8 protein-coding genes are annotated in these 14,561 nt (G+C 67.4%); 3 read left to right on the top strand and 5 right to left on the bottom strand.

Translation table 11 applies throughout. From position 1 onward, the window contains the following. Nucleotides 1-67: 67 nt before the first annotated feature. The 5 genes from GGR89_RS06470 to GGR89_RS06450 form a co-directional block, all read right to left on the bottom strand. The gene (locus GGR89_RS06470) at nucleotides 68-1,423 is read right to left on the bottom strand and encodes a family 43 glycosylhydrolase (protein WP_241217828.1); all 1,356 of its coding nucleotides are present in this window, start codon (nucleotides 1,421-1,423) and stop codon (nucleotides 68-70) included. After that, on the bottom strand, nucleotides 1,420-2,958 hold the full coding sequence (locus tag GGR89_RS06465) for an alpha-N-arabinofuranosidase (RefSeq protein WP_125973552.1): 1,539 nt from the start codon (nucleotides 2,956-2,958) through the stop codon (nucleotides 1,420-1,422). The genes GGR89_RS06470 and GGR89_RS06465 overlap by 4 nt, the downstream gene beginning before the upstream one ends. Beyond that, nucleotides 2,958-6,209: a glycoside hydrolase family 2 TIM barrel-domain containing protein gene (locus tag GGR89_RS06460; RefSeq protein ID WP_125973424.1), complete on the bottom strand. Its 3,252-nt coding sequence runs from the start codon at nucleotides 6,207-6,209 to the stop codon at nucleotides 2,958-2,960. The genes GGR89_RS06465 and GGR89_RS06460 overlap by 1 nt, the downstream gene beginning before the upstream one ends. 81 nt (nucleotides 6,210-6,290) lie before the next feature. After that, nucleotides 6,291-7,796 carry a tryptophan halogenase family protein gene (locus GGR89_RS06455; protein WP_125973427.1) on the bottom strand — a complete coding sequence of 502 codons (1,506 nt, stop codon included), beginning with the start codon at nucleotides 7,794-7,796 and terminating at the stop codon, nucleotides 6,291-6,293. Between the two features lie 103 nt (nucleotides 7,797-7,899). Further along, complete coding sequence (locus tag GGR89_RS06450; RefSeq protein WP_245201599.1) at nucleotides 7,900-10,686, bottom strand: TonB-dependent receptor; 2,787 nt, start codon at nucleotides 10,684-10,686, stop codon at nucleotides 7,900-7,902. 184 nt (nucleotides 10,687-10,870) lie between these two features. On the opposite strand from GGR89_RS06450, the gene GGR89_RS06445 reads away from it, so the two are divergent. The 3 genes from GGR89_RS06445 to GGR89_RS06435 all read left to right on the top strand — a co-directional run bounded on the left by GGR89_RS06445 (nucleotide 10,871) and on the right by GGR89_RS06435 (nucleotide 14,490). Then, the gene (locus tag GGR89_RS06445) at nucleotides 10,871-11,578 is read left to right on the top strand and encodes a FadR/GntR family transcriptional regulator (protein ID WP_125973431.1); all 708 of its coding nucleotides are present in this window, start codon (nucleotides 10,871-10,873) and stop codon (nucleotides 11,576-11,578) included. Nucleotides 11,579-11,641: 63 nt separating this feature from the next. Next, nucleotides 11,642-13,009, top strand: a complete 1,368-nt coding sequence (locus tag GGR89_RS06440; RefSeq protein WP_125973433.1) for a glycoside hydrolase family 27 protein — start codon at nucleotides 11,642-11,644, stop codon at nucleotides 13,007-13,009. Then, entirely contained in the window at nucleotides 13,006-14,490 is a 1,485-nt protein-coding gene (locus tag GGR89_RS06435; protein ID WP_125973435.1) for a glycoside hydrolase family 30 protein, read from the top strand. Before GGR89_RS06440 ends, GGR89_RS06435 begins: the two co-directional genes overlap by 4 nt. The last annotated feature ends 71 nt before the right edge of the window (nucleotides 14,491-14,561 follow it).

Raw genomic sequence — 14,561 nt, 5'->3', positions numbered from 1 at the left:
CCGCCTAACGCATGGGACGGCCTCGCGCCGCAACATTTTTTGTTTCGCCCCTGATCGATGCTGCCGATCAGAAGAGCTGCCACTCCCACACGCCGGCACCTGCGGGCACGCGCAGGCGGAGATAACGGGCGGACACGTTCAGCGGCAGCGCGATGGGCGAGCCGCTCGCGTCGGGCTTGGCCGCCACCTGGCGCCAATGCGTGCCATCGACCGAGGCCTCAATCGCGACGTCGTAGCTGCGGTGGGCATATTCCATCCGTAGCTGTGTCGTGCGGACCGTGCGCACCTTGCCGAGATCGGCGACCAGCAACGGCGCTGCGCCGGGCGCCGGGCGCCAGAGCGTCGCATAGTTGTCGTCCCCTGCCCGTTCGGCCGCATGCACCACATCCACGGCCGCGCCCTTGAGCGTAACCGGCAGGCCGCGCGTGCGGCGAGCAACGAAGCCCGTCACCGCGCTGCCATGGCTCGGCGTCACCTTCGCAATGCTGCCGTCCTCATGGATCGTCAGCGGATCGACGGCGATCTGGCGCAGCGTCGCATCGTCGCCCGGCCGCGGCCAGGGCAGCGACTGGCGATGGTAGAGGATATAGGGCTGGCTCCCGACGCGGAAGATCGCGTGATGGCCGGGGCTGATCACGTCGCGGGTCTTGTCGGTGGACAGGATCGGGCTGTCCGGCCCCTCGCGGAACGGCCCGAGGGGCGTGTCGCCGATGGCGTAGCGGACCTTGTAGGTGTCCTCGGTCGTCTTGCCGTCGCTGTAGGTGAGGACATAGTGCCGCCCCGCCTTCACGAGGAACGGGCCCTCGAAGTAATTGGCGGGGGTGACGTCCTTGGGCTCGCCGTCGAAGCTGACCATGTCCGGCTTGAGCTTGACGACGAAGCAGTGGCCGTTGGTCCAGTTGAGGCCCGAGCCCCAGTAGAGGTAGGCGGTGCCGTCGTCGTCGACGAACGCTTCGGCGTCGATCATGTGATAGGCGGGGGCGAAACCCTTGGCGATCAGCGGCTTGCCGCCATGCGCATCGGCCCAGGGCCCGGCCGGCGACGGGGCGCTGCCCACCCACACCTCCGACCCCACTGACACATACATGTACCAGCGCCCGTTCTTCGCCTTGACGACCGACGGCGCCCAGACCTTGGAGTCCCCCGAGGTCGGGCTGGTCGCCGCCGCCTTGGTCGGCCAAGCCGGCGTGGAGAAGGTCCAGTCGCGGCCGTTGGCGGAGGTCCACATCCCCAGCGTGTCGGCGCCCCAGGGATCGATGGTGGCATAGATGTACCACTTCCCGCCATCGCGCACGATCGAGGGATCGGCGAAATAGCCGGGGAGCAGCGGGTTGCCGTCGCCGGCCGCGTCCCAGCGCGGCGCGGGCGCGTCGGCGGCGGCGAGCAAGCCCGCCGCCACCATCAGAAGGACCGCCTTGCTCACTTGATGTCGAGCATCACGATCGCCTTGGCCGGCACCTGCACCGTCAGGGTGCCGCCCGAAAGCGTCGCGCCAGTGAACGCCGCCGGCTTCACGACGTCGGGCGCCTTGAAGTCGTTATGCGCGTCCATCGCCGCGCCGGTGAGGATACGCCCCGTCACCTGCGTGCCGGTCACGCCGTCGAGCTTCACGCTGACGCTCGCCGGCTGGTTGGGATCGACATTGACCAGGCCGACATGGACCACGCCGTCGGTACCCCGCACCGCGCTGGCGCTCACCGCGCGCATCGTCCACTGGTCCTTGTTGTACCAGCGGGACTGGACGTCGACCGGCAGCACCGTGCCGTCCATATAGTCCTTGTACAGGTCGAACGCCCAATAGGTCGGCGTCTTCACCATCCTGGCGCCGTCGGTCAGCAGCATCGCCTGCAGCACATTGACCATCTGCGCGATATTGGCGCCGCGCACGCGGTCGGCATGCGCCGCGAAGATGTTGAAGTTGAGCGCGGCGACCATCGCGTCGCGCAGGCTGTTCTGCTGATACAGGAAGCCCGGGTTGGTGCCCGGCTCGACATCGTACCAGGTGCCCCATTCATCGACGAGCAGCGCGACCCGCTTCTTGGGATCGTACTTGTCCATGATCTTGCCGTGCTCGGTGAGCAGCTCTTCCATCTTGAGCGTCTTGGAGAGCGTGCGCGCCCAGCTTTCCTCGTCGAAGCCGGTCGCCGCGCCCTTCTTCTCCCAGGGCCCGGGCACCGTGTAATAATGCACGCCGATGCCGTCGATCTTGTCGCCGGCCTTGCGCATCATCACGTCGGTCCAGTTGTAATCGGCCGAATTGGCGCCGCTGGCGATCTTCATCAGCTTCTGCCCCTCGGGCACCTTGAGGAAGGTGGCGTAGCGACGGGTCACGTCGGCGGCGTACTCCGGCAGCATGTCGCCGCCACAGCCCCACAGCTCGTTGCCGATGCCGAACATGGGCAGCTTCCACGGCTTGTCGCGGCCATTGGCACGGCGCTGGTTGGCGATGGTGGACTGGGTGGGTGAGGTCATATACTCGACCCACTCGGCCATCTCGCTCGGATTGGCGGTGCCGACATTGCCCGAGACATAGGCCTCGGCGCCCACCACCTCGGTGAAGTCCATGAACTCGTTGGTGCCGACGGCATTGTCCTCGGTCACGCCGCCCCAGTTGGTGTTGACCTTCACCAGGCGCTTGGACTTCGGCCCGATGCCTTCCCGCCAGTGATATTCATCGGCGAAGCAGCCGCCGGGCCAGCGGATCACCGGCACCTTGATCGCCTTGAGCGCGTCGATCACGTCGCGGCGGAAGCCCTTCACGTTCGGGATCTTGCTGTCCGCGCCGACGTAGAGGCCGCCATAGATGCCGGTGCCGAGATGCTCGGCGAACTGGCCGAACAGGCGGCGGTCATATTTCGCGCCGGGCTTGTCGCCATGCACCGTCACGGCATCGCCGCCGGTCTGCGCCATGGCCGGCATCGCCGCGACAAGCGCGATCGCGCTGATAAGGGTCCGCATCATTCTCTCTCCGTTGCACGCGCGGGGCGCGCTTTTGCTGGTGTAGTGCCTTCGCCCCGGAAGGGCGTAAGGCGGAAACGCAGGCTCGTCGGCACCAACTGGGTGCGGTACTTCGGAAGCGGCTTGCCGAACTCGCTCCACTGGGTGTCGCCGCCGACGCCCCATTGCGCAGCGTCGATCAGCAGCGTGCCCTGGGCCTTGGGCACCACATCGGTGCTCTTCCAGGTGCCAGGTTCGTGCCGGTCGAGATCGGCATAGGGGAAGGCGAGCGCGTTCATCATCAGCGGCGTATCGCCCGCCACGCGCAGGCCCGCGCCGCCGCCGATCAGTTCCATCCAGCGGACATCGACCTTGTTGCCGGTCTCCTGCGGGCGGATGTAATCATGGTTCTGCTCGGCGATCGCGCCGCGCCACAGCCCGATCGGCGCCGAGGTCTTGCGGTCGACATAGCTTTCGTGCGGCCCGCGGCCATACCATTCGACGGTCTTGAGGCTGCCCGGCGTGGTGAACGCCAGACCGATGCGGAACGGCGGCGGCAGCTGGCCCGAGACCGGCTCGAACTTGCCGTCGACCGCCACCGATCCGTCGCTCGCCATCCGGTACACGCTGGTGAACCGCACCGCACCCGCGCCCATGGTGTAGACGACACGCACCTCGGCACCGTCCGCGCCCAGATCCTGCACCTGCACCGAGGAGACGGTGCGCGTCTCGCTCATCCCCTTCCAGGCGGCGAGTTGCTTGTCGGTGCTGATGCCGATGTCGTTATCGGTCACCGCGCGCCAGAAATGCGGGGCGCCGCCGCTGAGCAGCGTCTGGCCCTTGGCGGCATAGCGATCGACCAGGCCGGTCGCGCGGTTGACCACCAGCGTGGCGCCGCCGGCCGAGAGGGTGATCGCCCCCTGCCCGTCCTGCGTCGTCACCTTGCCCTTGGGCGCCGCGACCTCGCCCATGCGATAGGCCGGATCGAGCGCGAACTGCTCCCAGCCGATGACCGTGCCGCCGGGCACCAGCGGCACCGCATCGGCCTTGGCGCGGGCGCGGATCGTGACGAAATACTCGGCACCCGGCTTGCGCGCGATGCCCGCCAGCGGCAGCGCGATCGTGCCCGCGCCGTGCGCCGCCACGTCCGGCGCCGCCAGCGTGCCATTGGCCACCGCGACGCCATTCTCCTGCACTTCCCAGTCGAAGGTGAAGCCGGACAGGTCGCGGAAGTCGTGGCGGTTGCGCACCGTCACCGTGCCGCCCGCGGCATCGAAGCCGTCGAACTGGACCGGCGCATAGACCTTGCGGAGCTCGTAGAGCTGCGGGTTGGGCGTGCGATCCGCCTGGAGCAGTCCGTCGCCGAACTCGATGTCGCCGCCCGGGTTCGGGCCGTACTCGCCGCCATCGCCCCAATAACGCCGCCCGTCCTTGGTATAGCGATACATCGACTGGTCGACCCAGTCCCAAGCGAAACCGCCCTGCAGCTTGTCCGGATGGGCGTAGATGGTGTCCCAATATTCCTTCAGGTTGCCGCCCGAATTGCCCATCATATGGGCATATTCGCACTGGATCACCGGCTGCTTGAAGTTCCAGTTGGTGGCGTAATCCTCCAGCTTCACCGCCGGATCGTACATCGGCGCGTAGATGTCGGCATAATAGTTCGGCCGGTGGTCCTGGATCCCGTCCCAGGTACCCCAGCCGAGATAGGAGACCAGCCGGCCCGGATCGACCGCCTTGGCCGCCGCGGCCGCCGCCTCGAAGTTCGGCCCGATGCCCGCCTCGTTGCCCAGCGACCAGAAGATCACCGAGGGATGATTCTTGTCGCGCTGGACCATGTTGACGACGCGGCTGACATGCGCGTCCTTCCACGCGGGATCGAAGCCGACCTGGAACTGCGAGCGGAGTTCGCCATGCTTGTTGGCATAATCCATATACGCATGGCTCTCGATATTCGCTTCGTCCATCACATAGAGGCCGTAGCGATCGGCGAGCTCGTACAGATACGGGTCGTTCGGATAGTGCGAGGTGCGGATCGCGTTGATGTTCGCACGCTTCATCAGCTGGATGTCGTGCTCCATCGACGCATGGCTGACGACGTGGAAGGTCTCCGGATCATGCTCGTGGCGGTTGACGCCGCGGATCGTGATCGGCTTGCCGTTGACGCTGACCAGCCCGTTCCTGATCTCGACGGTGCGGAAGCCGATCCGCTGCGGCGTTGCCTGCACCACCTTGCCCTCGGCATCGACCAGCTCGACGAGCAGCGTGTAGAGATTGGGCGTCTCGGCGGTCCAGGGGCGGACGCCCGGCACGTCGGCAGCGAGCGTCAGCTTCTGCGCAGACCCTGCAGGAAGCTGCGCCTCCCGCACCAGCACCTGCTTGTCGCCATCGAGCAGCGTCATCCGCGCGGTAAGCGGCTCGGTGCGATCGGTCAGCGTCAGCTCGGTCGAGAGCTTGCCGTCCTTGTACGCGGCGTCGAGCCCCGCATGGACGAACAGGTCGGCCATCCGCGCCTTGGGTGCCGCCGCGAGATAGACCGAGCGCTCGATGCCCGAGACGCGCCAGAAATCCTGGTCCTCGAGATAGCTGCCGTCCGACCAGCGATGGATCTGGATCGCGATGGTGTTGCGCCCGGCATGGACCAGCCTGGTCACGTCGAACTCGGAAGGCAGCTTGGAATCCTGCGAGTAGCCCGCCTCGACGCCGTTCACCCACACCTGATAGGCCGAACCCGCCGCGCCGATATGCAGGATCACGTCCTGCCCGGACCAGTTCGCCGGCAGCTGCACGTCGCGCCGGTACGAGCCGACCGGGTTGGTCGCGTGCGGGATCAGCGGGCGGTTGGCCGGGAACGGATAGGTGATGTTGTTGTAGCGTGCCTGGTCATAGCCCTCGGTCTGCCAGTCGGCGGGAACCTTGATGCGCTTCCACTTGGCGACGTCATAGTCCGGCTTCTCGAAGCCGCTCGGCACCGCGTCCGAGGAGGGCGAGAAGTGGAACGACCATTGGCCGTCGAGCAGCAGGTAGCGGCTCGACCTGGCGGGATCACCCGCGAGCGCGGCGGCGCGGCTCTCATACGGGAAATGCGTGGCGCTGGCCGGCATCTTGCCGCGCGCGAACACCGCCGGGTTTTCCCAGTCGGGGCGGCGCGGATCGACCTGTACCGGCTGGACCTGCGGCGCGTCGCCGATCTTCGGCCCGTCCTGCGCCATCCCCATGCCGGAGGCGAGCGCAACCGTCCCCACCGCCGCCAGCAACCCGTACTTGTTCACGCTGATTCCTCCCGCCCCATTGGGGCATACTGCAAAGGCTGATTGTTTCGGTCAAATTTCTCGGAGTAATTTCCGTGTAATTTATCGTTGCAGCGCCCCGCTCTCCTGCAGGAACGCCTCGTGCGTGGGCATCCGCGCCGCTGCCAGCGCGGTCACCTCGGCGATCCGCGCCAGCCGCGCGGCGGCTTCGTCGCGCGGCATGCCGTCGGCGATCGGGTCATAGCCGCTGGGGTCGATCCCCTGCCCATGCAGCACCGCCAGCCAACTGGTCTTGGAGAACAGCTCGTCCGCCTCGCGGTAGAGCCGGCCGCTGGCGCGGTAGATGGCGATGCGCTCCGCCAGCGTATCGGGCAGTTCCATGCTGCGCAGGTGCCGCCAATAGTCGGTGTCGTCACGCGCGGTGGCGTGGAAGTGGAGGATCAGGAAGTCGCGGATCGTCTCGAACTCGGTGGCCATCAGCCGGTTGTAGCGGCGGATGTCGGCGGGCGTGCCGCCGCCGACCGGCAGCATTTCCAGCAGCCGCGCGATGCCCGCCTGGACGAGATGGATGCTCGTCGACTCCAGTGGTTCGAGAAAGCCGCTGGCGAGCCCCAGCGCGACGCAGTTCTTCTCCCAGAAGCGTGCGCGGCGCCCCGCCTGGAAGCGGAGCAGGCGCGGCTCGGCGAGCGGCGTGCCTTCGAGGCTGCCGAGCAGCACCGCCTCGGCCTCGGCATCCGAGCAATGCGCGCTCGCATAGACCAGCCCGTTGCCGACCCGGTGCTGGAGGGGGATGCGCCATTGCCACCCTGCCCCGCGCGCGGTCGAGCGGGTGAAGGGCGAGCGCCCCTCGGGGCCGAGCGCGCACGGCACCGCGACGGCGCGGTCGTTGGGCAGCCACTGCGCCCAATCCTCGAACGCTACGCCCAGCGCCTCGCCGAGCAGCAACGAACGGAAGCCGGAACAGTCGATGTAGAAGTCGGCGGCGATGCGGGTGCCGTCCTCCAGCACCACGCCCGCGATGGCGCCGTCCTCGCCCCGCTCGACGGTGACGATCCGGCCTTCCTGCCGCCGCACGCCCCATTGCTCGGCCTTCTCGCGAAGGAAACCGGCATAGAGCGCCGCATCGAAATGATAGGCATAGCCGAGATGGGTCAGCGGGTTTTTGCCGCTGGTCGCCGGGCGCTGGAAGCGGCCCAGCCGCGCCGCCTCGGCGCAGATCGAATAGGCCTCGAGCGGCGCCGCCACGCCCGCCAGCCGCGCGCGCTGCCACAGCGCCTCGAACGGGATCCCGCCGAAATCGATTCCGTGAATGCCGAAGGGGTGGAAATAGCGCGTACCCTTCGCGCGCCAGTCGACGAACTCGATGCCGAGCTTGGCCGTGCCCTTGGTCGCGCGGAGGAACTCGCCCTCGTCGATGCCGAGCAGCGCGTTGAACGCCTGGATCGGCGGGATCGTCGCCTCGCCCACGCCGACCGTGCCGATCGCCTCGGACTCGACCAGGGTGATGGCGATCGCGCGCGTATCGAGCACCCGCCCCAGCGCGGCTGCCGCCATCCAGCCCGCGGTGCCGCCGCCGATGATCGCGACATGCGAAAGCGGCGCGCTCATGCCGCACGCCGCTTCGGGAAACCAAAAGGATGGAAAGCCGTCACGCTACGCCGCCCCTCCAATAAGACATGGCCGGAGCAGTCGCTTGCCCCGGCCGACAGGGTCAATAGGTCGCCCGCAGCGACAGGCCGAAGCGCCGGTCGTTGAGCTCGTAGCGCAGCGGTGCGGCCGGCGTGCCGATGTAGATCCGGTTCATCCGGTTGTTGAGGTTCACCACGTCCGCCGAGATCGCCACCTGCTGGGTCAGGTTCACGCTGATCGAGGCATCGAGCGAGGCATAGGGCGCGGCATATTGCGGGATGCCATTGGCGCCGCTGCCCTGGGTCTGGTCGAGATAGCTCGACCGCCAGGTCCACGCCACGCGCGCGGTGACCGGGCCCTTCTCGTACAGGCCGACGATGTTGTAGCTGTGCTTCGACAGCTTCTCGAGCGGCAGCTGCCGCGGGCTGTTCGGATCGGTCGAGGCGAACGGGTTGCTTACGCTGGAGTCGACATAGGTGTAGTTGGCCTGCAGGCCGAGCCCGCTGAGCGGCCCGGGCAGGAAGTCGAAGAACTGGTTGTAGCCGATCTCGGCACCCTTCACCGTGCCGTTGCCCGAATTCACCTGGGTGCTGATGTCGTAGGTGACGCCGTTGTACACGCCGGTGACGATGCCGCCCGCCAGGAAGCCGTTGACCTTCTTGTAGAACAGGCCGCCAGTCAGCGAGCTGGTGGGCCCGAAGTACCACTCGGCCGTCACATCGAAATTGTCCGAGCGGATCGGGTTGAGCAGCGGGTTGCCCGAGCTGGCGCTGGGATGGCCGGTGACCGGGTTGATCTGGTTCGGGTTGTTGAGCGTCAGATTGGTCGAAAGCTGGTCGAAGTTCGGCCGCGCCAGCCCCTTCGAATAGGCGAAGCGCATCTGGAACGTGTCGGTAAGCTTCGCCCGAAGGTTAAAGCTCGGCAGCGCCTTGGTATAATCCTTGCTCACGCTGATCGGCGATGAGGTGCCGTCATTGTTGAACTGGGTACCGACCGAGGTCGTCTTGGTCTTCACCACGCGGACGCCGACGCCGCCGTCAAACGCGATGCCGCCCAGCTCGAAGCCGTAATCGGCGATCGCCCAGCCGGTATAGGTCTTCTCGGTCTGGCTGTTGAGGTCGCCGGGCTTGAAGCTGTCCTGCGTCGTCGCGCCGAGCAGCGCGTAGAGCGCCTTGGTCTGCGCCCACACACCATCACCTGCCGGGAACGCCGGATAGAGCAGGCCGCCCTTGACCGTGTTGCCGTCGAACCAGTTCTTGGACGGCCCCGGCATCGCCAACTGCGGGTTCTTGCTGAGCGGCACCAGCGGGGTGCCCGCCGGCGCGTTGCAGCCCGGATCGGCGCCCAGCGCAGTGATGCACACGCCGTGCCACGTGCCGCGCAGGTCGATGCTGTTGTCGGCATAGCGCACGCCGGCGCGCAGCTTCTTCAGGAAGTCGCCCTCGACCTCATATTCGATGTCCGAGGCCAGGGCATAGGTGTCCGCGTCGTTCCGCTGCAGCGCATCCGCGACATAGGGCGTGGTGTAGTTGGCCGGATTGTTGAGCACCCCCTGCTCGCGCACGTCCCAGCGCGGATATTTGCCGCGCAGGTCGAAATCGACGCTCAGCTTGTGGGGTGCGCTCAGCGCGTCCTGGCCGGAGCGATCGTACAGCGACAGCACATGGCCGTTGCGATCGGCATTGTAATAGGACGTCAGATACTGGGCGTCGAAATTCACCTTCAGCCGATCGGTCGGCTTCCAGGCAGCGTTCAGCGTGAAGTTCTTGCTCGCGCTCCACAGCTGCTGGTCGTAGCGGCCGGTCTCGAAGGTCTGCGGGTACAGCGTCCCGCTGGTCGCATAGCCTTCGTTGTTGAAGGTGAACGCCGCGCCGGGCGCCGGCGCCGTACCGTACTTGATGACCTTGCCGGTTTCATCGCGAACGTTCGAGCGATTGTTGTAGTCGTAATAATAGGCGCCGGTACGATTGAACCAGTATTTGGTGACCTGGGCCTGCGCGGTGACCAGCAGCGCGTCGCTCGGCTTCCACTGGACCGCGCCCGCGACGCCGAGGCGCTTGCGGTCGCCCTTGTCGTCGTAGATCTCGAAGCCGTACGGCACCTGGGCATTGGCCGGCGCACCCGCGATCGAGCCCGGCGCCACCGTGTCGAACGGCCCCGCGAGCAGGCCGTCCTGGCGATACTGGCTCTTGGAATAGACCGCGTTGATCAGCACGCCGATCTCGCCCTCGCCCGCCTGGAAGCGGTTGCTGTACAGGCCCGACACGGCATAGCCCGGCTTGTCGATGCGGTCGTAATAATTGCCGCGGATCGTGGCGCTGATCACCTGGCCGGGGGAATCGAACGGCTTGCGGGTGCGCAGGTTCACCGCACCGCCCACGCCGCCCTCGATGATGTTGGCCGGCGCGTTCTTGTAGACATCGATGCCCGAGAGCAGTTCCGGCGGCACGCCTTCCAGGTCGAACGCACGCCCGCCCGAAGCCGAATAGACCGCGCGGCCGTCGAGGAAATTCTGCACCTGGGTGAGGCCGCGCACGGTGATCGCCGGCTGGGTGCGATGGTCGAAATCGGTGGCGCCTTCGCCGTAGCGGCGCTGGATCTGCACGCCGGTGATCCGCTGCAGCGCTTCGGTGGTATTGGCGTCGGGCAGCTTGCCGATGTCCTGCGCCTGGACCGAGTCGACGATCTGATCGGCGTTACGCTTCAGCGCCGCGGCAGAGCGCAAGCTCTCGCGCACGCCGGTGACGACGATATCGTCCCCGCTGCTGCCCGCCGGTGCGCCGTCCTGCTGGGCGAAGGCGGGCGCGACCCCGCCGGCAATCGCCAGCGCGAGCGCCGAGACGCCGAGCAACGAAGTATGATGGTGCATTCTCATGACAAACCTCCCCAAATCCGCTGGCCCGGAAATGCCGCATCTCCGTGCGGTGCCGACCAGTTGTCCGACAACATATCCTGTCGTATTTGTAAGACAAGTGCTTTTCGTGGCGCGTGATTGGGGCTGGCGCAGCGCCTGAACTCGCTCCAAAATCGCCTCACCACATGGGGGCAAAGCATTGACCGAACAGCGAAAGCGCAACCCAGCGCACCAATCGATTGCACGCGAGATCGGGGTCGCGATTGCGACGGGCCGATATCTGCCGGGCACAATTCTGCCGGGCGAACTCGATCTTGCCGAATCGCGCGGCGTGTCGCGCAGCGTGGTCCGCGAAGCATTGCGGATGCTAGCCGCCAAGGGGCTGATCGAGAGCCGTCCCAAGGCCGGCACGCGGGTGCGGGCACGCGCCGACTGGAACCTGCTCGACCCAGACCTGCTCGCCTGGATGTTCGAAGGCGAGCCGCCCATGGCGTTCGTCGAAAGTCTGTTTCAACTCCGTATGATCGTAGAGCCAGCTGCTGCCGAACTGGCGGCACGTCTGCGCTCGAGCCGGCATGTCGGCCGCATGGGCCATGCGCTGGAGGTGATGGAGGAAGCCGGGCTGTCGAGCCCCGAGGGCCAGGCGGCGGACCAGCAATTCCACAACATCATCCTGGAGGCGACGGCCAATGATCTGCTGATCAGCCTGTCGGGCAGTATCGGCGCGGCGGTGCGCGCGACCACCTTGTTCAAGCACCGCAAGGCCAAACAGCTGCGCGATTCGATCCCGCTGCATCGCGACCTGTTCGCGGCAATCACCGACGGCGATCCGGCGGCCGCCCGCGCCGCCACGATCACGCTGATTCTCCAGGCACAGGAAGACACGGAGTCGTCGCTCAAGGCATGAGCGGCCGGCGTTGACGTCATCCTCAGCTCATTTATAGTCAGACAAAACAATAGGGAGACGCCGATGCCTGACACGATCGCACAAGAGGGAGGGATCGGCCGGCGTAGCGTGCTGAAGGGCGCCGCGCTCGTCGGCGGCCTCGCGGCAGCCCCTCGCGCCGGCGCCGCGGCAAAGGCGCCGCTTCTCGCCCCTACCCCGCCGATGGGCTGGAACAGCTGGAACAGCTTCGCCACGACGATCACCGAGGCGCAGGCGCTGGAAACCGCCGCGATCCAGGCGCGCGAGCTGCTGCCCTTCGGCTATGACGTCTTCACCATCGACATCCAATGGTACGAGCCCGAGGCGAGCAGCTACACCTACAACGCCAAGCCGGTGCCGACGCTGGACGGACATGGCCGCCTGCTCCCCGCGCCCAACCGCTTTCCTTCGGCCGCGAACGGCAAGGGCTTCGCGCCGATCGCGGCGAAGGTCCATGCGCTCGGCATGAAGTTCGGCGTGCACCTGATGCGTGGCATTCCCCGGCTGGCGGTGGAGCGCAACCTGCCGGTCCTCGGCACCAACGGCATCCGCGCCGCCGACATCGCCGACACGGCGAGCATCTGCCCGTGGAACCCCGACATGTACGGCGTCGACATGCGCAAGCCCGGCGCCCAGGCATATTATGACAGCGTCTTCGCGCTGCTCGCTTCCTGGGGCGTCGACTTCGTCAAGATGGACGACATGAGCCGCCCCTATGACGCCCACGCCCCGGAGATCGAGGCCGCGGCAAAGGCGATCCGAGCCACTAGCCGCCCGATCCTGCTGAGCCTCTCGCCAGGCGAAACCCCGGTGCCGCGCGCCGACCATGTCGCGGCCCACGCGCAGATGTGGCGCATCTCGGACGATTTCTGGGACGACTGGAAGATGCTGGAGGCGCAGTTCACCCGGCTGGAGAATTGGAGCCCGCACGCCCGCCCCGGTGCCTGGCCCGATGCCGACATGCTGCCGCTCGGCCGCCTCGCGCTCGGCCAGCGCGACACCAAGTTCACCCCCGACGAGCAGCGCACGCTGATGACGCTCTGGTCGATCGCCCGCTCGCCGCTGATCATGGGCGGCGACCTGCGCCACCTCGATGCGCCCACCCGCGCGCTGCTCACCAACCACGAGGTGATCGCGGTCAACCAGGCGAGCAGCGAGAACCGCCCCTGGTTCGTCGCCGACGATCGCCGGATCTGGACCGCGCGCGCGGCCAAGGGCGGCCACTATGTCGCGCTGTTCAATACCGGCGACAAGCCGGGCGAGACAGCGTTCGACCTGCGGCTGCTCGGCCTGTCGGGCAGTGTGCAGGTCCGGAACCTGTGGGCGGGCAAGGACGAAGGCCCCAGCCCGCTCCGCCTCGCCCGCCCGCTGCCGCCGCACGGCGCCGCCCTTTACCGAGTGATCCCCGCATGATCCGCACTTTTGCCTTGTCGCTGCTGCTCGCAGCCTCCCCCGCCGCGCTAGCCCAGACCAGCGCGCCGCCCTCCGCAACCGAGCCGGCGGTGACGCTGACGCTGCGGCCCGATCTCCAGCGGCCCGGGCAACCCTTCGAGGGCTGGGGCACCGCGCTCGCCTGGTTCGCGCACGTCACCGGCGGCTATCCCGATCCCGTGCGCGAGAAGCTCGCCGACCTGTTCTACGGGCCCGGGGGGCTCGGCTGGACGATCGCGCGCTACAATATCGGCGGCGGCGACGCGCCCGAGACCAAGCCCTATCTCCGCCCCGGCGCCGACGTGCCCGGCTTCTGGCGTCGCCCGGCAGGCGCGACCGGCACCGACTGGTGGAACCCGGCCGATCCGGCGATGTGGGACTGGTCCGCCGATGCCAACCAGCGCTGGTGGCTCGATGCGATCAAGCGCAGGGTGAAGGCGCCGATCTTCGAGGCCTTCTCCAACTCGCCGCCCTGGTTCATGACCGTCAGCGGCAAGGTCTCGGGCGCCGAGAAGGGCACCGACGACAATCTCCGCCCCGACCAGGAGGCGCGCTTCGCCGAGTATCTGGCGATCGTGGTGGACAAGCTGCAACAGGCGCACGGCATCACCTTTCGCACGTTGTCGCCGGTCAACGAGCCGAACACCGATTACTGGTTCGCCAAGAACACGCAGGAAGGTGCCCATTGGAGCCCCGCGCGGCAGGCGCTCATGATCGACGCGTCCGACCGCGCGCTCAAGGCGCACGGCCTCAAGACGGTGATCGCCGCGCCCGACGAGACCAACGCGCACCTCTTCGTGCGCGATTGGGAAGGCTATCCGGCGGCGACGCGCGCGCGGATCGGCCAGCTCAACGTCCATAGCTATGGCACGGTGCACCAGACCGCGGTCCGCGACATCGCCCGCGCGCACGGCATTCGCCTGTGGATGAGCGAGAACGACACCCCGCTCGACAAGGATCCGGAAAGCTTCGACGGCATGGCGAGCCCGCTCGCCTTTGCCGAGCATGTCGTCCACGATCTCAAGCGCCTTGAGCCCGTCGCCTGGGTGTTCTGGCAGGCGGTGGAGCGCCAGAGCAGCGACAAGGGCGACGGCAGCGCCGGTGGCAGCAACTGGGGCATCGTCAAGATGGCCTACACGCCTGCCACCGCCGCCGAGCATCCGATCCACGTGACCCGCAAATATTGGGCGATGGCGCAGTTCAGCCGCTACATCCGGCCGGGCTATCGGCTGGTGCCGGTGGACGATGAAGACACGGTCGGCGCGGTCTCGCCGGACGGCAAACGGCTGGTGCTGGTGCACGTCAATGGCGGCGTGGTGCCGCGGCGGGTGACGATCGGCGTGCCGGGCGCGCGCGTGGTGGAGCGGATCGTCACCGATGCCACGCGCGATGCGGCGGCGATGTCGGCGGAGGCGCTGGCGGAACCCAAGGCGGTCACCACGCTGCTCGTCGCGCTGCGCTGAAACCCACTACTGCGGCCGACGCCTGCGCCCCCCTTCCGCCTGCGGGAGGGGGATCAGAAAGAAAACGGGGC

This window comes from Sphingomonas trueperi (assembly GCF_011927635.1).
Taxonomy (GTDB): domain Bacteria; phylum Pseudomonadota; class Alphaproteobacteria; order Sphingomonadales; family Sphingomonadaceae; genus Sphingomonas; species Sphingomonas trueperi.
Note: the sequence above shows the minus strand (reverse complement) of the source record. Positions and strands in the feature narration are given on the sequence as shown.

Bases quoted from the DNA above. Each gene is read 5' to 3' on its own strand.
- GGR89_RS06465 (WP_125973552.1), bottom strand. From the start codon at position 2,958: ATGCGGACCCTTATCAGCGCGATCGCGCTTGTCGCGGCGATGCCGGCC.
- GGR89_RS06455 (WP_125973427.1), bottom strand. From the start codon at position 7,796: ATGAGCGCGCCGCTTTCGCATGTCGCGATCATCGGCGGCGGCACCGCG.
- GGR89_RS06450 (WP_245201599.1), bottom strand. From the start codon at position 10,686: ATGCACCATCATACTTCGTTGCTCGGCGTCTCGGCGCTCGCGCTGGCG.
- GGR89_RS06440 (WP_125973433.1), top strand. From the start codon at position 11,642: ATGCCTGACACGATCGCACAAGAGGGAGGGATCGGCCGGCGTAGCGTG.
- GGR89_RS06435 (WP_125973435.1), top strand. From the start codon at position 13,006: ATGATCCGCACTTTTGCCTTGTCGCTGCTGCTCGCAGCCTCCCCCGCC.